The sequence below is a fragment of the Paludisphaera sp. genome, from assembly GCF_037189885.1.
In the GTDB taxonomy this organism is placed as follows: Bacteria; Planctomycetota; Planctomycetia; order Isosphaerales; family Isosphaeraceae; genus Paludisphaera.
The window spans coordinates 226970-247065 of sequence record NZ_JBBCIR010000004.1 but is presented as its reverse complement, the minus strand read 5'-3'; the positions used below and the strand labels follow the sequence as shown (position 1 = coordinate 247065).

Sequence of the window (20096 nt, the reverse complement as noted above, 5' to 3'; positions counted from 1 at the left end):
GCGGTCGTAGACGCTCTTCCACTTGCCGTAACGCTCGGGCAGTTCGCGCCACTGGGCCCCCGTGTGCAGGATCCAGAGGACGCCGTCGAGCGTCGTCCGGTGGTCGTTCCATCGCCCGCCCGGCCGCCCCGTCGGCGGGAGCAGGTCGGCGATCAGCGCGAATTCCTCGTCCTTCAGCTCATAGCGTCGCGTCATCGCGGCCTCCCTGGTGAAGCCGCCATCGTAACGCTTTACGAGCCGTCAGACAGAACCTAGCACACCTGAGCCTGGAAAGCTCGTTGAGGGAACTGGAGCAGCCAGCCGAGTCGCTGGCCCGTGGCCGGGTGTCCCTCGTCGTCTACGAGTCGATCGATCAACCGGACGCGATCGTGCTCTACAACATGGCGTGTGCTGGCGGCATCATCTCGGCCCTGCGCGATCGGGGCTGCACCGAGGAAAGCGAAAATCTCGAGGCGCGGGCCGTGGACTACCTTCGGCGAGCGATCGAGGTCGACCGGGCCCTCTTCCTGCCCATGGTCTCCGAGGGTCACGACTTCGACCCGCTCCGCCATCGGACCAACTTCCGCGCGATCATGGCCGACGTGGTCCTCCCCCCGATCCCTTCGAGCCCCTTTCGCCGCTCCGCCCCAGTCTATCCGCCCGGGGTTCAACAGGTGCTGCGCGCTCTCTCCAAGAGGATCGATTGACAGCCCGCCGACCTCAATTCGTGGCGTTTACGCGGGCATTACCACGCTCGCCACGGCGACTGGGCGAACGCGCTCCAGGATTATCGCAAGCTCCTCGAACTCCATCCCCCGGCGGTTTGGACGCCGGCGGGCGACGACACCATGTTGGCGTTGGAGGCCGCCGTGGTCCTCGTCGTGGCGGGCGACGCCGAAGGCTACCGGAACCTGGTCCGCGAGATGCTCGGCCACTTCACCGCGCCCGACGACCCCATCACGGCCGAACGCATCGCGAAGGCGAGCCTGCTCCTGCAACCACCCGAAGCGGACCAGGGATGCGTCGCCGGCTTGGCCGAGAGATCGGTCCGCCTCGGCCAGGGAGATCCGCTGCTTCGCTGGTTCCATCTCGTCCGGGTAATGTCCGCCTACCGCTCGAATGACTTCACAAAGGCCGTCGCATGGCTTGAGGAGGCCGGGAAGACCGAGATGCCTCCCGAGTTCGCGTCCACTCGCCAGTCCTACCTCGCCATGGCGGAGCATCACCTGGGCGACCCGGATCGGGCCCCCGCGCGCCCGCGGGAAGCCAGCGTGGCGATCCCCGCGTGAATCGCCCAGCAGGACAGGGACGTTGGCTGGAACGACCTCGGGATCGCCGAGCTTGCCAGGCTCGAGGCCGAAGCGCTGAGCCACCCGGCGGAACCACGAACCACCACGCCGGTCGAGCCGTGAGCGGAATCGAACGGCGGTTGCCACCCTTCCGGTCTGCTCCGGGTGGCCACCCACGGCTCGCCGACTCGTGGCCGCTTGCTCGCGGTGCCGAGTCGATAGCCGGCCGTCCAGGGAGGCGGCGGCTATTGAAAGACGGCTTCACCGGGGAGCGACATATCAGCCAGCCGGCTACCATCGGCCGGAACCGCCGGTTATCGTCTGTTCTTTCCAGCGATCATCCTCTTATGAGTCTGTAGTAACCCGCCGATCGCAGCAGCTTGGTACGCCTCTGCAGCCACCGGAATCGTTGCGGCGTGAACCGCACGAACGGCAGGATGGTCGCCTCCGGGAGAGGCTTGCCTCCCGGAGCCGCCGCCAGTTGCTTGAGGAGGGCCTCGGCGTCCGGGTCGGCTAGCCATTTCTTGGCCTCGCCTCCGGCGTGGAAGGCGAGGCAAGTCCGGAAATCCTCGCCCTGGAGCATCCGAAGCGGCGAGGTGCCGACTTTCTTCTGCACTCGCTTCCACTGTGTGTTGGCCCAGCAGTACCACCGCTCGGGATTCAGGTATCCGCCGCCCATGCGCATGGCGAGGGCGGCCCAGAAGATCGGCTCCACGTGCATGATCCAGGGCAAGTCGCCCAGCGACTTGGCGAGCCAATCCAGCCAATCGAGGTCGAGCGGCGATCGATATTGCGCGACGCCGATGTCCACATGGTCGGCCATGTCGACGCCGAGGTCGAACGCCCTCTGCACCACCGAGTGCGGCAAGAGGCAGTTAGGCTTCTGCCACATCAGCCGGAGCGTCCCGTCCGGGACCTCCTCGAAGTCGAAGGGCCGAGGGAAGTAGACGTCGGGATCGATGACCACGACCTCGTCCCCATCGGCCGCCAGGAGCATCGGATCCGTGAGCTTGCGCCAGCAGGGATGACCCTCCCGTAGCTTATTCAGCCCGGCATGGTCGCGCATGGGATTGCGGGGGTCTTCCCACAGAGGATCGGAGTGGAAGACCTTGATCCTCGGCTGGTCCGCGAACGCCCGGCGGAGTTGCTCCTCGTCGCGCGGCGTGTCGGTGAGGAGGTGGATCGGCCCATCACCGGCGAGATTCTCGGCGAGGCTGCCGATGCAAAGCGCCGAATGGGGAAGTGAGGAGGCCGCGAGGCTGACCGTAACGATTCTTGGCATGGATATTAAGACCTCGCTTCGACGGCGCGCTCGAGCCTGGAGGCTTCGCAGGCTTCCGCATACAGATCGAGGACCTGGCGTACCTTCGCCGGCCACGTGTATTTTTCCGCGATTTCCCGCCGCGCGGCCTCTCCCAGGTCGCGTCGCCTCTCGGGAGTGAGTTCCTGAACCGCCCTGGCCAGGTCGGAGATCAGGCGTGGGCGCGGCGTCGGCTCGATCGCCACTCCGCAACCGGGCGCGATGTAGTCGCCGACCCCGCCCCAGTTCAAGGCCACGACGGGCAAGCCCAACGCCATCGCCTCGAGCACGACCGCGCCGCCGCAATCCAGCACGCTGGGATAGAGGAACACGTCGCACTGGGACAGCAGCCGGGAGCAATCCGCGGGGTCGGCCCATCCGTGGAACGTGACGGCTCGCGAGAGGCCGAGGGCCTCCGCCCGGCGTTCCAGCGACTCACGCTCGGGCCCATCGCCGATGATCCACAGTTCCGCCGACGGGAACCGCTCCCGGACTTCGTTGAAGACTTCCAGCACCGTGTCCGGCCCCTTCCAGTGCACCAACCTTCCCAGGAACCCCAGGCGGAGCCCCTCGCCCAATCGCGTTGGGAGGTCAGCGGGACGCCGCCAGACGTCCGGCTCCACGCCGTTCTCGCAAAGGACCGCGACCCTGCCGGCGCAGCCGCGGGGCAACGCCCGGCGGGTCCGTTCGTTGGCGACCAGCAGGATGGCGGCCTGCCGCTTGCCCGGGATGAGCGTGTTGGCCAGGTTCGTCAGGCTGCGGCCCAGCGGCACGAATACCCGCTCCAGGAGCGACTCGGAGCCGCATCCCGGCGGGTAGGTCATGTTGCCGTTCATGGGGCCGATCACCACCGGGACGCCCAGGCCGTACATCATGCTGGGCAGACGAGGCGTCACCGGCGTGGGCTCGTGGACCACGTCGATCTGGAATCGCTCGATCAGGCGCCGCGCCACGCGACGCTGGACCGACTGCGTGAGCATATGCACGAACCATCCGGTCGTGTTGGATTGGACCGGCCCGGGCAGCGGCGTGCCCAACTTCCAGAGGAGCTTCTGCAGCAGGGTGTCCCGCACATAGGTGACGCGGGATGCATGGTCGCCCAGCAACGCGTCGAGCTCGGGCTGATTGCGACCGTGCACGAGCAGGCGGACGTCGACGCCCTCGCGCAGCAGCCCCAGGAACCAATGGACCGGCAGGCTGGACTCGCCGCCCTGGCGCATCGAGGCGTTCTCGGCGACGATCAACACCCGCAAGTCCTCCGGGGAGCGGACGGCCGGGACGGCATCGACGCGGGAGATCCGCAACATGACTAACCTCCAAGGCGGCTCGCCGCCACGTCGCTCCACTTCCTGTCTCGTAGGGGGCGGGCCCGCCAAGGCGGTCGTTGCTGGGACGGAGGACCGGGTCCAACTCCGGGTGGATTACCGGTGACGTTCCTTGATATGGTCGGCCAACCGCAACGCGAGCGCGACGATCGTGAGCGTCGGATTGAACGTGCCCCCGGTCGGGAAGACCGAGCTGCCCGCCACATAGACGTTCGCGACCCCGTGAACGCGGCAGTTTTCGTCGACGACACCCAGGTTCGGATCTCGATGCATCCGGGTCGTCCCCATGTGGTGCTGGTCCCCTCGCATGTCGGCCGGCCATTCGCCGTCGTGCTCGGGAACGGTCGAGCGAAGACGGCCGAACCCGGCGCGGTCCAGCTCGGCCCCCAGCAATCGGCTCCCGACGGCCATGCCGCGCCTGTCTTCCGCCGTCAGCCGCCAATCGACGACGACCTTCCGCAGGCCGAACGCGTCCAGGTCGCTGCCCAGCCCGATACGGCTGTCCGGATTCGGCAGTTGTTCCGAAGTGCAATTCAGGGGGATTGACGCCAGGGGCACGGGGGGCAGGTTACGGCCATGGATCATCCTGCGCGTCATGTACGCGGCGACGCCGCGAAATCTCCTCCCCACCGCCCTCAGGTCGCGCGTCATACCAACGCGGCCGCCGGTTCGATGGAACAGTCGCAACAGGGCGTCGATCTCCGGGATTCGGGGGTACTGGAACCGGACCTTCAAATTCGCGATCCCGAGGCGCCTCCTGGTGTCGTCGGAAATCGTGACATAGGAGACGAATCGCCTGGCGGCGCCGATCCGATTCAATCTCGCCCCCTGCTCCCCGGTCTGGAATTTCAGATCAACATAGGGATTTCTCAGCTCAATGAAGCCTCCCTGGTATTCCAGGTGCAGTTGGAAGAACCGACCGACGAGGTCGCGATCATTGCCCAGGGCGACCCCGGATTCTCCCTCCGAGAGCAAGAGAAGACGCGCGTTCTCGATCCCGCCCGCCGCGACGATGAAGATGCGGGCCCGGACCGAGAAGCGGCCGTCGGGGAGGACGCCGACGCGGACCTGACGCACTTCCTTGCCGTTCTCGCTGGCGTCGAACCGCAGCCCATTGGCGTGCAGGTAAACGTCCAGGTTCCGGGCTCGTCGCAGCTCCGGAGCATACTCACGGCCGAAACGCGTCGAAGGGGCCTGGTGCAGGACCCGGCAGATGAAGTGCGGGCCGTTGAAAGGCTTGGGGATGTTGTCCAGCGCGATTCCCCATTCCGAAAGGTCGTAACCGGACGGCCCGAATTTGAGGACCCGCTGCGCGCGGCGATACCACGGTTCGAGATGTGAAAGCGAGAATGGCCATCCAGAATACGGGATATCTTCGCGCTCTTCGAAGTCGAGCGGATGCGGCAGGTCGCACCAAACCCGCCCCCAATGATTGGTGGTGCCCCCGAAGTACCGGAGGCGTGATTCCGGGAACACCGCGTAGGGATGCCCGACATTCCTGCCGTCATACAGATCCTGCGTGGCCTGCTCCCGCTCGACGCCGCCGCTCTCAAGCAAAACCACGCGGAATCCGGAATTGATGAATTCACGCGCGAGGGTGATTCCCGCCGCGCCAGCGCCGACGATGCAGACATCGGTCTCGACCACGGTCCCGGTCGGCACCGAACGCGCATCAGTGATCATGTTGAATCATTCCCCGCGGTCTTTACGGTCCACCGTGAGAAGGGGCGGCGGGACTCGGGCGAAGAGCCCGACGCCCGGTTCACTGGCGAGACGGACAAGGCGAACATGGAGCTTTACGAGGCGCGGAACGGAGTTCCGTCAAGGAGCGTCAACGTGCCAAGCGACGACAGCCAGGGGCTACATTCACGTCGCCGACCGCGCATGGTCGTCTGGCACGCGGAGGAACTTTTTCACCAGATCCGCCTCGCGGAGCAGCGGTGTTGATCAAGCTGCGGAATTCGTTGAATCCTCGCGGATGTCGTGGCGACGCCGGCCGACGTCCTTGACTTGCAAGGCCAAGGAGGCGGCGATGGAGGCGCGCGGCCCCGCCAAAGCCGGTGCTTAGGGTTTACGATGTTTCGTCATGCATAAATCTCCTCGCCCAAACCTTCTATAATCCGAAATGCCCTCGATCTGGAAATCCTCGATTCGCTGAATCATCCAGTTGGCGTCACGACGTTCCGTATCATGCGGGCATGGCCAGGTACCACTTAATGAAAACTAGGCCGGGTTGAATCTAGTTCCCAGGCACCGCTCCCCTTAAACAAAACTCTACTTGGACCACGGGGGCATCCATCAGGCGCGGGTTCCTTGCCACCTGTGAGCGCCTTCGCTCGCCATGACAGGATATACCAAATCGACCCGGCCCTAAACAACATGGGTCGGCCAAAGTTGAATCTTTTCACCAACCTAAGACGTGCCGTCCAGAAGAGGACGAACCGAGCACGTCGGTTTCTCGCCGGTAAGACGGCGGATCAGACTTGCGGGCGGCTCGAAGAAGTGCTTTACGTGCTGAAACTTCCGCCGGATCCCATCAGCCGACGTCACTTGCCGGCCGATCGTGGGAAGGTCCACCCACACGAGACGCGTACCACCGACCCAACCAAGCGCATTATTAGTCGCCAACGCCCTGCAAAACAGCGTTTGCGTGCAAAATAATGTTGTGCGTCGCCCCGCCGGCGGCGACGACGTCGGGACGGCCGTCGCCATTAAGGTCTCCGCCTCGGAGGTCCTGGGCGGCCATGTCGGGGTCGATGATGGTGCGTCGCCAGGTGTTCGTGGCGTCGTCCAGGCGGTAGGCGGCGACGCGGCGGCCCTTGCCGCGGTGGCCCGCCACGACCTCGTCCTGGCCGTCGCCGTCGAGGTCCACCACCCAGAGGGCATGGCCGTCGGCGAGAGTGTCGTCGAGGACGACGCGCGGGCCGAACGTCGATCCGTCGTGGGGCCAGACGACGACCTCGGAGCCGTGCCAGGGCTCGACGGTCGCGAGGAAGGCGCGGCCGTCGCGGAAGCGGCCGACGTGGATCTCGCTGCTCCCTCGCCTCGGAGCGGGGCCCTCCGCGCCTGGGACCAGGTCGCGGTCTCGGGGCGAGTCGACCTCGGCCGATGGGTCCACGAGGGTCACCCCGGCGTTACTCGCCGCCAGGAGCGCAGGGCCGCGGACGCCGGGGAAGCTCGATTGGAATCCGATGGCGTGAATCACGCGACGCGACGCCAAGTCCACCCTCTTCCACTTCGACGCGTCGGCGGGATCGATCGTCGTAAACGCAAACAGCCGCGCCGGGTCGTCGTAGGTCGGCGGGGCGGAGTCCGGGCCGAAGATCGGCGCGACGAGGAGGTCGAGGCGACCGTCGCCGTCGAGGTCGCCCCAGCGCAGGCGGTGGATGCTCGGGACGTCCGCGATCGGCGTCAACCGCCAGGGGTCGTCGATGCCGTCCATCTGTCTCGCGAGGAGGAGCTTGCCGCGTCGGGGCTGGTTCATCTCGAAGTCGTGGCCGATGGCGATCTCGGCCTTGCCGTCGCCGTCGATGTCGGCCGTGGCGCTGGTGATGACGGCGGGCGCGGTCGACGCGTCGGTGATGATCCTCTTCTTCCACGTCGGGTTCTGATACCACGCGCACACGTCGCCCCCCAGGGCCACGATGTCGAGCTTGCCGTCGCCGTCGACGTCGGCCACCTCCACCTGATAAGCGCCCGGGAAATCGGCGTCGATGACGACGCGGTCGAAGGCCAGGGCGGGCGGGTCAGCCTGGGCGACGGTCGAGAGGGCCAGGAACAGGGCCAGGGAGGCGGCGGCTCGCATCGCTTCGATCTCCGTTACGACTCCAGGCGGCGCGCGGACCATCCGGCGGGGATTCCGGCGGTGTTCTCGGGGTTCACCAGGACCTGTTTCATGTCGAAGTCGGGGGGCGAGGCCGCGGCGCTCCCCTCGCTCTCGACGAACTTGAGGCGGCTTTCGAGCTGCGCCACCCGCTGCTCCAGCAGGGCGATCCGGTCCTCCACGCCGTCGGGACGCCGAGGGCGCGGGACCTCGGGATAGCCGAGCTGGCGCTGGAGGGCGGAGAAGAGGTAGAGGGGGTCGCGGCCGTGGTTGGCGCGGGCGATCTTCCCTTCCTTCTCGCCGAACAGCGGCGGGTACTTGGGGACGAAGTCCGGCTTGAGCTTGCGTCGCTCGTTCACGAAGAAGGCGGAGCGGACGAAGATGAGGTCGGCGAAGTCGACGTCGCCGAGTCGGGTGAGCAGGGCCATGATGTAATCGCGCCAGTCCTCGTCGTACATGGGGTCCTCGGCCATCGCGGCGAGTCCCTTCGTGTAGCCGAGTCGGTTGCGCGCGATCGATTCGAACTGGTAGATGAACAGGCCGGGAAGCGAAGCCCCCTTCGCCTTGTACTCGACCTCGCGCTCCAGGACGAGGAGGGCCTGTTCCATCGGGAAGCGGCTGAGGTCGGCCTCGGCCTGGGAGACGACGTGCGCCTGGAACGGGGTGAAGTAGTGCGAGAGCTGGCGCATCGCGGGGGCCATCAGGCCGGTGAGCTTGCTCTCGGTCGAGATGAAGCCGATCGCCATCGGCAGCTTGGTGGTGGAGAGCAGCTCCTCGCCGACGCGCAGGAGGATCTCCTGCGAAGGGACGCCGTCGGCGAGCCGCTCGCGGAAGGCGTGGAAGAAATAGGCCTGCTCGATGAACTCCTCGCGATCGAGCACGGGCATGATCGGCTCCGGCTGGTGGCGCGGTCGGGACCTCGGCTTGCGTGGCGACGCGCCCCGCGGCACGATGGGCCCTCATCATGGTACGCCGGGATGGAAGGCCCGGACATCCCCCGACCCCACGAGGAAACCCCGTGCCGCGCAGGATCGTCGTCGCCCTCCTCTCGGCCCACGTCCTCGTCTTCCTGGCCCTGACGCTCGCCTACTCGAACCCGGCGACCCCCGGCCGCATCCCGCTCGGGCGGCGGGTCAACCCCTGGCCGTTCGCGAGCATCAGGCGCGATCTCGCCGCCGGGGGGGAAGGGCTGCTGGTCAACCTGGTGGGGAACGTCGTCGTCATGCTCCCCCTGGGCGCGGCGGCGGCGGTCCTTGGGGGGCAAGGGGCAAGGGCGTGGCATGCCGCGTTGGCGGGGCTCGTCCTCAGCGCGACGGTCGAGACGTTGCAGATGGGGACCGGCCGACGGGTCGCGGACGTCGACGACGTGATCCTCAACACCCTCGGCGCGGCGCTGGGGTTCATGACCGCGGCGGCCGTCCGCCGCGCGTGGCGACGCGGCGGACGGGGTGCGTCGGGTCAGTCCTGATCCACGACGGAGGCGACGGCCGCCTTCATCTGGCGGTCGATGCGCTCGGCGAGGGCGCGGTCGAGGATGTTGGAATGGTCCCGGCCGGGGACGATCTCGACCTCCGCGTCGCCGCCGAGTTGTTGGAACGACGCCTTCAGCTTCTCGACGGCCCCCTCGAGGTAGAAGGTGTCGAGCGAGCCGGTGATGACGTGGACCTTGCCGGCGAGCTTCGGGCCGAGGGTCGGCCAGCCGCGTTCCAGGACGAGCCGGATGTCGTAGGCTTCCCACGCCTTCGCGGTCGCCGGGTCGACGGCACCGGTCTCGCGGTCCCAGAGCTTGACGGGGAGGCCGTCGGCCCCCTTGGGGCTGAAGACGGCCTCGAACGAGCCGAGCTGGCCGCCGGGGCCGATGACTTCCTCCATGTTGGAGAAGTCGCGGTAGAACAGGACCGGCCTGTCCCCCATCCGGGCGATCGGCCGGACCTCCCCGCGGCGGTCGCGGAACATGTTCTCGCCGGGGGCGTACAGGTCGATTCGCTGGAAGTCGCGGAAGTCGACCGGGTCGGGGCCGGTGGACCAGACGCCGCCGAAGAAATCGGGGTGAGTGACCTGGAGCCACAGGCTGCTCCAGCCGCCGGAGGAATGGCCGTTGAGCAACCGGGCGCGCGGGTCGGGAACGAGGTTGAACGTCTCCTCCAGGTGGGGGATGAACTCCTCGACGAGCGCGCGGCCGCGCGGGCCGTTGTTGGCCGAGTCGGCGAAGACGTGATGGCCGGTGCCGCAATCGGCATCCAGGACGACGCGGGTCATGTCCTGGGCGAAGGCCATGCGCGGGTCGTCGGCGAAGCGAAGGGCCGAGAAGTGGTCGCCGCCGAAGCCGGTGATGATGTAGACGGCCGGCGTCTTCTTGCCCGTGGGCTTCCTGGGGAGGATGACCCCGGCGCGATGCTTGATCGGCCGGCCGTGGAAGGCCGAGAGCATGGGGCTAGGCAGTTCGGCGTACTTGATCCGTTCGGTCTCGGGGAAGACGCGCGCCGGGACGGCCTGGTCGACGACCAGCGCGATCGGCCTCGACGGGTCGGCCGGGGCCTTGAACTCGACGACGGGGCCGAACAAGTTCCCCTCGCCGTCGCCGATCTTGGCGGTGTCCGGGTTGACCCGGACGACGGCCTGGGCGCGATACTCGCCGGCGGGGAGCCGGTCGAGCGTGTCCGGGAATCCGACCGCCTCCGCGTCGATCGTCGTCGCCTCGCCGGGCTTCCAGTCGCGGACGTCCTTCGCGAACATCGGCTGCGGCCGGAACCAGTTGGGGCCGTGGCGGGGCTCGCCTTGCACCCCGGGGCCGGCCAGCATGACGTAGACCCGGGCGGTGATCGGCCCGCCGTCGGCGACCTTCTCGGGGTACGCCACGGCGAATGTCACGCCGGAGGCCGCCTCGGGCTTCGCCTCCGGGACGGCCTGGGCATGGGCGACGCCGGCGGCCAGGAGCCAGGACGCGAGCATCACGAGCGAGGCCGGGCGGGAACGGTACGACGGCATGAGGCGTTCTCGCGAAGGGTTGGGGGGAAGGTCAGGCGACGACGGTCGGCACGGGAATCGGCGGGTGGGCGTCGAGGATCGACGCCGTCGAGACCGCGGCGAGCGGCGTGAAGCGTTGCGCGGCCAGCCGGGACGAGCCGAGCACGCATTCCTTCTCCATGATGTAGTACTTGTTGTAATTCTCGATGGCGTCGTTGACCAGCCGCGTGTCGAGCCGGTCGACGTAGGCGGCCCAGCGGGCGTTGAACCGCTCGACGGACGCGACGAGGTCGCGCGCCACGGCCCGACGGGCGCGGCGGGTGCCCGCGTGCCTCGCCCAGTTCGGCGCCGGCGCGGAGGCGGCATCCCAAAGGTAGGCGACGGGGACCGCGAAGGCGTCGCGCCAGTCGTCCGCGCCGATCGCCAGTTTCGCCCACTGGCGAAGCCGCGTGTGGACCATGTCCAGCATGGCGAGCCGGCCGTTGCGGCAGCGTTCGTCGAGCGTGGCGAGCAGGAATTCGACGTCCTGCCCCCGGCGGACGAACGAGGGGACGTCGAAGACGATCGTCGCGCCGTCGTCGGCCGCGGCGGCCAGGATGGAATCGGAGGGGAGGGCCTCGTCCTCGCTCATGGGCGGGCCCGGCCCGACGCGGGCGGGGGCTCCGGGGAAGTCGCCAGCGTGTTGAGGCTCCGCCGGTAGTGCCAGAGCTGACGCTCGACGCCGAGCGCCTCGCTCCGCTCCCTCCACGCCTCGGCGACACGCTTCAGCGCCTCCTCGGGCGTCTCGCCGGCGACCGCCGCGACGCGGCCCACGGAGAGGTCGGCCAGGTAGCCGGCGGCGTCGGGGACGCGGAGGCCGGGGAGGACGCGCTCGGCCATGAGGCTCCGCGAGACGGCCGACGACCAGCCGCGCGAGTCGACGTTCGGGGCGGCCGAGGGGTCGGGCAGGCCGCGGCCCATCTGGCTCGATCGCGCCGAGAGCATGGGGAACGGCCGCTCGGCCAGCAGCCGGTTGGCGACCTCGGCGTCGGCCAGGTACAGGGCGAAATCGCGGGCGGCGTCGCGCTTCGCCTCGTCCAGCCCCTTGCGGACCCCCACCAGCCAGCCACCACCGAACGGCAGGTACGTCGGCCGGTTGACGGAGCCCTCGTCCCAGGTCGCGCGCAGGGGCTCGTAGACGCGCCCGGAGCCGGGGAGCGGGGCGACGGAGACGTCGCGCGGCGAGTTCCATTCGGCGGCCTTCTCGGCGCGGTCGATCAGCATGGCGACCTTGCCGTCGCGGAACGCGGCGCGCGCCGCGGCGATGTCGAAGCCCTCGGCGCCGGGGGGGCCGAAGGCCTTCCAGGCCGCGACGGCCCGCAGCGCCTCGACGAACGGCGGCGACTCCAGGCGGGGCGTCAGGTCGCCGGCGTCGAACAGGAACGAGAAGTGGTCGCGGTGCTGGCCGAGGCTGGCCGCGCGGGCGAGGAACGTGGCGTCGGCCACCCCTTCCGCGTCATCGCCGAGCGCCGCGGCCAGGCCGTGGTCGGGCGAGCCGTCGCCATCCCAGTCGCGGCCGTGCAGGAAGCCGGCGATCGCGTCGAGCTGCTCCCAGGTCGCGGGGGGGGCCAGCTCGACGCCCAGCTCCCTCGCCGCCGCGACGTTGGACTCGGACGCGAAGGCGTCGCGGCGGTAGGCCAGCACGAGCGCCGAGCCGCCGATGGGGAGCGCGTATCGCTCCGACCCGTACTTGCTCACATGATCGCGGAAGGCCGGGGCGATGTCTTCGTAGCGGAAGCCCGCGCCGGGGTCGTCGGGGTCGACGGCCTTCGGCCGGGCCTCGCGACCGCCCGGGGCGTCCTCGGCCCGGGGAGGCAGGACGACGTCGTTGGGGATCTCGTCGAGGAGGTCGCGGTCGATCAGGTCGCCGAGCATCTGGCCGGGGAAGACCAGGACGTCGAGGTCGCCGGCCGTGTCCGGGGAGCGCGGGGCATCGGCCAGCACATCGACCTCCCCCTTGCGAGAGGCCGCCCACTCGCCGCGCTGGGCCGCGACGCCGACGAGGATCGCCGGGTCGCCGACGGCGCCGACGCTCAGCCTGACGCCGGGGAAGGTGGGCGGGGGCTTGGGGCCCTCGGGGGCCGGCTCGGAGCAGCCGACGAATGCCGCCATCAGCCCGGCGAGGGCGAAAGCTCGACGAGCCGCCCCGCCCCGGTCCCGCGTCGCAACGACCGACAACCGCATCCCGTCACCTCTCAAAAGGCCCCGCCGGCTCGGGATGGACGTCGCCTCGTCCGGCGCGGCGGCGGTGAGATCCATCGTACCGGCCGGCGGCCGTCCGGCTCAAGGCAGCGAGCGCGGGTACGGCTTGCCGAGCACCCAGGTTTCCCGGATCGTCGCCGTGTTGGCGATGTCGACCGTCGGGTCGGAGTCGAATATGGCGAAGTCCGCTCGAAGTCCCGGCGCGATGCGGCCTCGGTCCTCCAGTCCCAGGGCCGACGCCGCGCGGGAGGTCGCCAGGGCGATCGCCTGGAGCGGCGTCAGGCCCGCCTCGACGCTCAGCCAGAGTTCGCGATGCTCGGCGATTCCGGCCACGCGAAGGGGCGTCGCGCCACTGTCGGTGCCGAACCCGACCTTCGCCCCGGCGTCGACCAGCGCCTTGAGGTTCCTCAGATTCATGGCGAGCGAGGAGCGCGAGGCCGCGAGCCTGGGGTCGGCCAGCACCTTCGCCCGCCAGGCCGGATCGTCGACCTGGCTCGCCAGCTCGGAGGATAGCGCCGCGCGGGCGAACGGCGAGCGGGTCCAGGCGGCGCGGTCGGCCCAGGCGAACGAGGCGTCGTCCAGGGCCAGGGTCGCGACGTACCAAACCCCCTTCGACTTGAGAGCGTCAATGAACTCGTCGTCGACGGGTAGGTCGCGGACGCCGTGGGCGAGGATGTCGGCGCCGGCCGCGACGGCGGCCTTGGCGTCGGCCAGGTCGTGGATATGGACCGCGACGCGGAGCCCGCGCTCGTGGGAGCGAGCGATCGCGGCGCGGAAAACCTCCGGGCTCATGGCCGGCACGGCCCCACCCATGGAGTCCAGCCAGAGCTTGACGAGATCCGTCTTGCGATCGGCCATCGAGTCGATCGCCGCGCGGGCCTCGTCGGCGTCTCGCGGGCGGATGATCTGATCGGGGCCGACGTTGACGACGGCTTGTGGCGGCGCGCCCCCCGGCACGCCGACACCGCGGTCGACGCCGCACAGGTCGGCCCCGCCGAGTCGGCCGGCATGGGCGTCGGACCGCGCCGCTTCGAGGATGGGCCCGTTCACCCCCAGGGCGGTCACCGTCGTCACGCCGTATTCGCGGTACCGGCGCAACTCGGCCTCGATGGTCTCCCGCGTGTAGTTCGCCGCGTCGATCGACGTCCCTCGAACCAGGCCGACGTGACTGTGGTCGCTAATGAATCCGGGCGTCACGGTCTTCCCGCGAAGGTCGCGGACCTCGGCGCCGTCGGGGATGGCCGCGCCGTCGGAGAGGACGGCCGCGATCCGCCCGCCCGCGACGACGATCGTGGCGCCGTCGACGGGGGGGCTCCCATCGCCGACCACCAGCCGGGCGTGGGTCAGGACGACCGGGCGATCGTCCGCCAGGCCGGTCGGCGCCAGGGCCAGGAACGCCAGGAGCGGCAGGAAGCTTCGGCGAACGCGCATGGCGATCCTCGTCGAGGTCAAGCGGTGGCCGGGGTCGGCGCGTCGGCGGCGATGAGCTTTTCGGACTTCAACTCGGCCCAGAAGTCCGCGGGGATGCTCTCCTTCGCGGAGGCGGCGTTTTGCGACGCCTGCTGGGCGTCCCGAGCCCCGGGGATGACGGCCGAGACCACCTTCGGCGCGGCGCAGAACTGCAGAGCGGCGCTGCGGAGGTCGACCCCGTGCCGCCTCGCGACCTCGCGGAGCCTGTCCCGCTTGGCGAGGAACGGCTCCGGGATCTTCTCGCTGTAGTTGTAGCGGTCCACCCCGGCCAGGAAGCCCGAATTGAGCGGCGCGCCCACCACGACGGAGACCCCTCGTTCCTCGCAGGCCGGGAACAGGACGTCCAGCGCGGCCTGGTGCTCGATCAGGGAATACTGGCATGCCGACAGGAAGATGTCGGGGTCGGATTGCTCCAGCGCCATGACGCAGGGCTCGATCCTGTTGACGCCGAACCCCCAGGCCTTGATGATCCCCTCCTCTCGCATCCGGGTCAGCTCCTTCGCGGCACCCTTCATGGCGACGTCGAACTGGCGGGTCCAGTCGCGGCCGAGGTCGCCGTTGTCGGGCGAGAGGTCGTGGATGAAGACGATGTCCAGGCTGCCCAGGCCCATGCGCTGGAGGCTGTCCTCGATCGACCGTCGCGTCCCCTCGGCCGTGTAGTCGTACTCGTAGCGGAAGGGGGGATAGTCCTTCCACATCAGGGGCTTGTCGAACGACTCGTCGGCCTTCAGGAGCCGGCCGATCTTGGTGGAGACGACGAACTCGTCGCGCTTCTTGTCGTCCAGGAACTGCCCGAATCGGCGCTCGCTGAGGCCCAGCCCGTACCAGGGGGAGGTGTCGTAATAGCGCGATCCGGCGTCCCACGCGGCCTGCATCGCGGCGTGCGAGGCCTCGTCGGTGTTCGGCCTGAAGGCGTTGCCGATGGCGACGCCCCCCAGGCCATGCCTGGTCGGCGGCCGGTAACGCTCGACGCCCCGTCCCTTCGGCGACGTTTCGTCGGCGGCCTTGCCCGCGCGGCTCGGGCCGAGGACGGCCGCGGCGACGGCCCCGGCCAGGATTTCGCGTCGAGTCGTCATCATGTGTCCTTTCGCGGGAGAGGGGCGGGGCGCGATGGGGCGCGGGCGCTCAGGCGACCAGGACGCCTTCCGCGCGGCGGAACACGGCCTGCACACCCCGCGCCAGGGCCGATTCGCGGTCCCCCTCCGGGGCGACGATCCGCGCGGCGGAGCGGGCGGAGGGGCGGCCGTGCGGCATGGCGACGCCCAGGCCGGCCCAGGCGAGCATGCCGGCGTCGTTGTTGCCGTCGCCAAAGGTCAGCACGCGCTCGCGGGGGACGCCCAGGTGCTTCGCCAGGGCGGCGACGCCGTGCCGCTTGTCGGCCTCCACGGCGCTGAACTCCATCGACCAGGGCTCGGTGATCGTCGTCAGGGCTCGGCCTTCCAGGCGTCGTCGCATCGGCTCAAGGTCTTCGGAGATCGTGTCCGGGCGGGCGGCCCAGATGACCTTCTCGATCGGCAGCCCGGCGACCGTCGCCAGGTCGACGATCGCGACCGGGTCGTCGCAGAGCTTCTCGTATCGACCGATCCATTCCGACGGCTCGCGCGCGACGACGCGGTCTTCCAGCCAGAGCATCACGGCGTACCCGCGCGAATGCCCCTCGTCGGCCAGCTCGGCGGCCGTCGCCGGGTCGAGGTGGGCGCGGTAGAGCACCCGGCCCGTCGAGGCGTGCTCGACGCGGGCCCCCTGGGAGGAGACGACATAGTCGTCCAGCCCCAGCTCGTCGCAGTACGGGAGCATGTTCGCGTGCCGACGGCCCGAGGCCAGCACCACGCGGCAGCCCCGCGCCTGGAGCGCCGCGACCGCGTCGCGGTTGGCGCGGCCGATCTTCTTGTCGGGCCCGATCAGGGTCTCGTCGATGTCGATGGCGGCCAGGGAGAACTCAAACGGTCGGTTCGCAGGCATGGATGCTTTCTTCCAGGGTTTTTGACGTGTCCAATACGGTCGCGTTACGGTCGTCGACGAAGCGCGAGCCGGCCGCGACGGCCAGCCCGGTGAGGACCACGAGCGAGAGGGCGGCGGGGAGCCCGGCCCACTGGCTCAGCGCCCCGATCAGGGGAGGGCCGGCGAGGAGCCCGAGGTAGCCGACGATCGACACCGACGCGATCGCCGCGCCCGAGTCGCCGTCGCGCCCGGCCGAGCGGAACAGGATCGGCACCACGTTGGAGACCCCGAGGCCGACCAGCGCGAAGCCCGCCACGGCCGCCGGATAGGCCCGCAGGATGAGCGCGGACCCCAGCCCGGCGGCGACGCTCAGCCCGCTCAGGGCCAGGACGCGCGGCGGGCCGAGCCGGGAGACGAGGCGGTCGCCCCCGAACCGTCCGCACATCATCACCAGCGAGTACGCCGCGAAGCCGAACGCCGCGGCCGACGCCGACGACCGCGAGACGTCGGCCAGGAAGATCGCCGCCCAGTCCCCCATCGCCCCCTCGCAGAAGAGGCCGAGGAACGCCAGCGCCGCCAGCGGGACCAGCCTCCCGCGCGGCCAGACCGATCGCCGCGCGCCACCGACGGCCGGCGTCGGCCTGCGCGCGACCAGGGCCCGCGAGGTCGCCGCGGTCACCCCCAGGAGCCCGAGGGCGATCAGCGTGATCGCGAGGAGCGGAGGCATCCCGACCTTCAGCGCCCCGGCCACGAGCGACGCGCCGATCAGCACGCCCAGGCTCCAGCCGCCGTGGCAGGTGGAGAGGAGCGGCCCCCCGCCGTCGTCCTCCGCCCCGATCGCGTGGGCGTTGGCGGCGACGTCGATGATCCCCTTCGTCGCGCCGAACACGAACGCCGCGAGCACGAACGCCCACATCGTCCCGACGATCGTCGCCGCGACCGTCACCAGCGGGATCGACAGGCAGAACGACGCGCAGCCGACGAGCGTGGCGGCCCGCGTGCTCCGCCGCGAGAGGGCCCGGCCCGTCGCCGGCATCGACAGCAGGCTGCCGACCACCACGGCGAAGAGCGCCACGCCGAGCCCGCCGTCGCTCAGGCCGAGGGCCGACTTGTAGGTCGGCAGGTACGCCGCCCACGAGCCGAAGCCCACGCCGTCCAGGGCGAACAGGGCGAACGTCGCCGGCCTTTCATGCCCCTTCGGCGAGACGAGAGCCGAGGGGAGGAATCTGTTGAAGCGTCGAGATGGCGGGTCGTCCATGGGGCGGGTCGTCGATTCCTGCGTGATCGTGCGATGCCCGGCGCATGAGCCTCGGGCCGCCCGCGTGCCGGTCGTTTCTATTCTACCGGATCGGCCCCCTCGCGGCGAGCGCGGCGTCGTGTGTCCGCCTTTCGTTATCAGCGTCCGGCTTCCCGGATCCCGCGACGAGCCATCCGCCTGGATCGCCACGCCTCGGGGCGGCGGCGACCTGGCGAGTTGGCTTCGTTCGCGCGCCGCGGCTTCCCCATAATGATCATTAAACTACACGCGCCATTAAACTTGCGACGAAACCGAGTTAGCTTCGTTCGTCGTTTTCGAAGTGTTCACTCGCTCGACGAGCGTGGGACGCGCATCCCCTCTCCCGCCGGGAGAGGCTAGCCCGATGGCCCGCGCGACGGCCGTGGGAATGTTGAGATGGTGGGGGTTCATGGTTTGCGCGTCGGCGCCAACTCCGAAGCGCGACGACTCGCGCCCGCCGTTGGCCCGGCTGCCCCCTCCGGCGGGCGAGGTGATGGGATCGAGGCGGGCCATCGCTTGGGCCCGCCGGTCCTCAACTGCTTCCGGGATGTCAAGGAGCGTCATCATCGAACAACCGTATGGTCGGGGCCTGGACCGGCGGGATTTCAGGAATCTCGGATTATTCTCCGGACGGGGCTGTCCGCCAGGAACGAAAGCCGCGCCCGGCGTCGTCAACGGCCGCCGGCGTCTGGATTCGGGGCGAGGGATCGCGGAAGATCGGCCGGGAAAGGGACCTAATCCAACCCATTGGAGGAACCTCTCGTGACGGCCGCTTTCCTCGTCTCCCTCGGTCTCGCCTGCTTCCAGGCCGAGCCCGCCCCCGCCGAGATCGTCAGCGTCAAGCGCGTCTGGGACAAGTCCGACTACAGCGCCTTCACCGACCTGATCCGCCACGAAGGCCGCTGGTTCATGACCTTCCGCGAGGGCGCGGGGCACGTCTCGCCCGACGGCGCGATCCGCGTCCTCTCCTCGACCGACGGCGAGGAGTGGAACTCGCTCGCGCTAATCACGTCGGTTGAGGGGGATCTGCGCGATCCCAAGCTCTCGATCACGCCGTTCGGCCAGTTGCTGCTGGCCGGGGCGATCGCTTACCCGCCCGAGTCGAAGACGAGGCACCAGTCGCTGGTCTGGGTCTCCGACGACGGCGAGGAATGGCAGGGGCCGCACCGGATCGGCGACCCGAACTACTGGCTCTGGCGACCGGCCTGGCACAAGGACGAGGGCTACGTCGTCGGCTACTCCACGGTCGAGCCTCGCGACACGCGCCTCTACCACGGCAAGGACGGCAAGGCGGAGGTCCTCGCGCCGAAGCTGTTCGTCGAGGGCTTCCCCAACGAGGCCGCCCTCGCGTGGCTCCCGGACGACACGGCCCTCTGCCTGCTCCGCCGCGACGGCAAGGACGGGACGAACCAGCTCGGCACCTCGAAGCCCCCGTACACGGAGTGGACCTGGAAGGATCTGGGCCAGCACCTGGGGGGCCCCGCCCTGCTCCGCCTGGCCGACGGCCGGTTCGTCGCCGGGGGCCGGTTGCACAAGCCGAACGTCCACACCGGGCTCTGCTGGATCGATCCCGAGGCCGGCACGATGACCGAGTTCCTCGCGCTCCCCTCCAACGGCGACTCCAGCTACCCCGGCCTCGTCGAGCATGACGGCGAGCTGTGGGTCAGCTACTACTCGGGCCACGAGGGGAAGACGTCGATCTACCTCGCCCGGATCAAGCTCCCGAAGAAGGCCGGGGACTGACGCCGGGCGGACCGAGGGCGTCGGGCGGCGCGGCACGAGCTTTGCCGTAACGCCCGGCGGCCCTTTCAGGAGACCGCCCCATGCCCCCTCGCAACGCCGACCTCCACGGCAACGCCCCCGATAAGGCAGACGGCGCGCTGCTCATCATCGACGTCGTCAACCGCTTCGATTTCGAGGACGCCGACAAGCTCCTCGCCAACGCCCTGCCGATCGCCGAGCCGCTCGTCAAGCTGGCCGCGCGGGCGCGAGAGGCCGGCGTGCCCGTGGTCTACGTCAACGACAATTTCGGGCGCTGGCGCTCCGACTTCAACAAGCTCGTCGAACGCTGCATGGAACCCGACGCGGCGGGCCGCGAGTTCGTGGCCAGGCTGCGGCCGGAGGACGAGGATTACATCGTCATCAAGCCGAAGCATTCCGGGTTCTTCTCCACGACCCTCGGGACGCTGCTCCAGTACCTCGGCGCGCGGACCCTGATCCTCGCCGGCGTCACGACCGACATCTGCGTCCTGTTCACGGCCAACGACGCCTACATGCGCGACTACGGGCTCATCATCCCCGAGGATTGCGTGGCGGCCGTCGACGAGGCGGACGACCGCGCCGCGCTCAACCTGATGCGGCGCGTCCTCAAGGCCGACGTCCGGCCCTCCTCCGAGATCGACCTCGCCCCGCTCGCCGTCTCGACCGGGAATTTGCTGCGGATGGAACCCTGACGTCGTACAATGCGGGCGATCCGTCGAGAATA

18 protein-coding genes are annotated in these 20096 nt (G+C 69.5%); 5 read left to right on the top strand and 13 right to left on the bottom strand.

Annotated features, from left to right (window positions below):
* Window positions 1-195, bottom strand: a 195-nt coding sequence (locus WG209_RS01605; RefSeq protein ID WP_337173239.1) for a transposase, incomplete at its 3' end; no start/stop codon positions are given.
* Window positions 196-278: 83 nt separating this feature from the next.
* On the opposite strand from WG209_RS01605, the gene WG209_RS01600 reads away from it, so the two are divergent.
* Entirely contained in the window at window positions 279-686 is a 408-nt protein-coding gene (locus WG209_RS01600) for a hypothetical protein (RefSeq protein WP_337173238.1), read from the top strand.
* Between the two features lie 141 nt (window positions 687-827).
* Window positions 828-1268 carry a hypothetical protein gene (locus WG209_RS01595; protein ID WP_337173237.1) on the top strand — a complete coding sequence of 147 codons (441 nt, stop codon included), beginning with the start codon at window positions 828-830 and terminating at the stop codon, window positions 1266-1268.
* Window positions 1269-1605: 337 nt separating this feature from the next.
* Here the strand turns inward: WG209_RS01595 and WG209_RS01590 are convergent, their stop codons facing one another.
* From WG209_RS01590 to WG209_RS01570, 5 genes are all read right to left on the bottom strand, one after another.
* Window positions 1606-2550, bottom strand: coding sequence for a hypothetical protein (locus tag WG209_RS01590; protein ID WP_337173236.1), 945 nt, complete (start codon window positions 2548-2550; stop codon window positions 1606-1608).
* Window positions 2551-2555: 5 nt separating this feature from the next.
* A complete protein-coding gene (locus WG209_RS01585; protein WP_337173235.1) occupies window positions 2556-3875 on the bottom strand; it encodes a glycosyltransferase family 4 protein in 1320 nt (439 codons plus the stop codon).
* Window positions 3876-3989: 114 nt separating this feature from the next.
* Window positions 3990-5576, bottom strand: a complete 1587-nt coding sequence (locus WG209_RS01580) for a GMC family oxidoreductase (protein WP_337173234.1) — start codon at window positions 5574-5576, stop codon at window positions 3990-3992.
* Window positions 5577-6510: 934 nt separating this feature from the next.
* Complete coding sequence (locus tag WG209_RS01575; protein WP_337173233.1) at window positions 6511-7698, bottom strand: VCBS repeat-containing protein; 1188 nt, start codon at window positions 7696-7698, stop codon at window positions 6511-6513.
* Between the two features lie 14 nt (window positions 7699-7712).
* Window positions 7713-8603, bottom strand: coding sequence for a hypothetical protein (locus WG209_RS01570; RefSeq protein ID WP_337173232.1), 891 nt, complete (start codon window positions 8601-8603; stop codon window positions 7713-7715).
* A gap of 131 nt (window positions 8604-8734) precedes the next feature.
* On the opposite strand from WG209_RS01570, the gene WG209_RS01565 reads away from it, so the two are divergent.
* Window positions 8735-9184, top strand: a complete 450-nt coding sequence (locus tag WG209_RS01565; protein WP_337173231.1) for a VanZ family protein — start codon at window positions 8735-8737, stop codon at window positions 9182-9184.
* Here WG209_RS01565 and WG209_RS01560 read toward each other — a convergent pair.
* The 7 genes from WG209_RS01560 to WG209_RS01530 all read right to left on the bottom strand — a co-directional run bounded on the left by WG209_RS01560 (window position 9175) and on the right by WG209_RS01530 (window position 17593).
* Entirely contained in the window at window positions 9175-10704 is a 1530-nt protein-coding gene (locus WG209_RS01560) for an alpha/beta hydrolase-fold protein (protein ID WP_337173230.1), read from the bottom strand. The two genes, WG209_RS01565 and WG209_RS01560, sit on opposite strands and share 10 nt — an antisense overlap.
* Window positions 10705-10735: 31 nt before the next feature.
* Window positions 10736-11314: a hypothetical protein gene (locus WG209_RS01555; protein ID WP_337173229.1), complete on the bottom strand. Its 579-nt coding sequence runs from the start codon at window positions 11312-11314 to the stop codon at window positions 10736-10738.
* Entirely contained in the window at window positions 11311-12906 is a 1596-nt protein-coding gene (locus WG209_RS01550) for an extracellular solute-binding protein (RefSeq protein WP_337173228.1), read from the bottom strand. The genes WG209_RS01555 and WG209_RS01550 overlap by 4 nt, the downstream gene beginning before the upstream one ends.
* Before the next feature lie 99 nt (window positions 12907-13005).
* Window positions 13006-14355 (bottom strand): amidohydrolase family protein, encoded by a 1350-nt coding sequence (locus WG209_RS01545; RefSeq protein WP_337173227.1) that lies wholly within the window; start codon window positions 14353-14355, stop codon window positions 13006-13008.
* 17 nt (window positions 14356-14372) lie between these two features.
* Complete coding sequence (locus WG209_RS01540; protein ID WP_337173226.1) at window positions 14373-15473, bottom strand: aldo/keto reductase; 1101 nt, start codon at window positions 15471-15473, stop codon at window positions 14373-14375.
* Window positions 15474-15519: 46 nt separating this feature from the next.
* Window positions 15520-16356 (bottom strand): HAD hydrolase family protein, encoded by an 837-nt coding sequence (locus WG209_RS01535; protein WP_337173225.1) that lies wholly within the window; start codon window positions 16354-16356, stop codon window positions 15520-15522.
* On the bottom strand, window positions 16334-17593 hold the full coding sequence (locus WG209_RS01530; RefSeq protein ID WP_337173224.1) for an MFS transporter: 1260 nt from the start codon (window positions 17591-17593) through the stop codon (window positions 16334-16336). The genes WG209_RS01535 and WG209_RS01530 overlap by 23 nt, the downstream gene beginning before the upstream one ends.
* Before the next feature lie 780 nt (window positions 17594-18373).
* Here WG209_RS01530 and WG209_RS01525 point away from each other — a divergent pair.
* Both WG209_RS01525 and WG209_RS01520 read left to right on the top strand, forming a co-directional pair.
* On the top strand, window positions 18374-19354 hold the full coding sequence (locus WG209_RS01525) for a sialidase family protein (protein WP_337173223.1): 981 nt from the start codon (window positions 18374-18376) through the stop codon (window positions 19352-19354).
* Window positions 19355-19434: 80 nt separating this feature from the next.
* Window positions 19435-20064, top strand: coding sequence for an isochorismatase family cysteine hydrolase (locus WG209_RS01520; protein ID WP_337173222.1), 630 nt, complete (start codon window positions 19435-19437; stop codon window positions 20062-20064).
* Window positions 20065-20096: the final 32 nt, after the last annotated feature.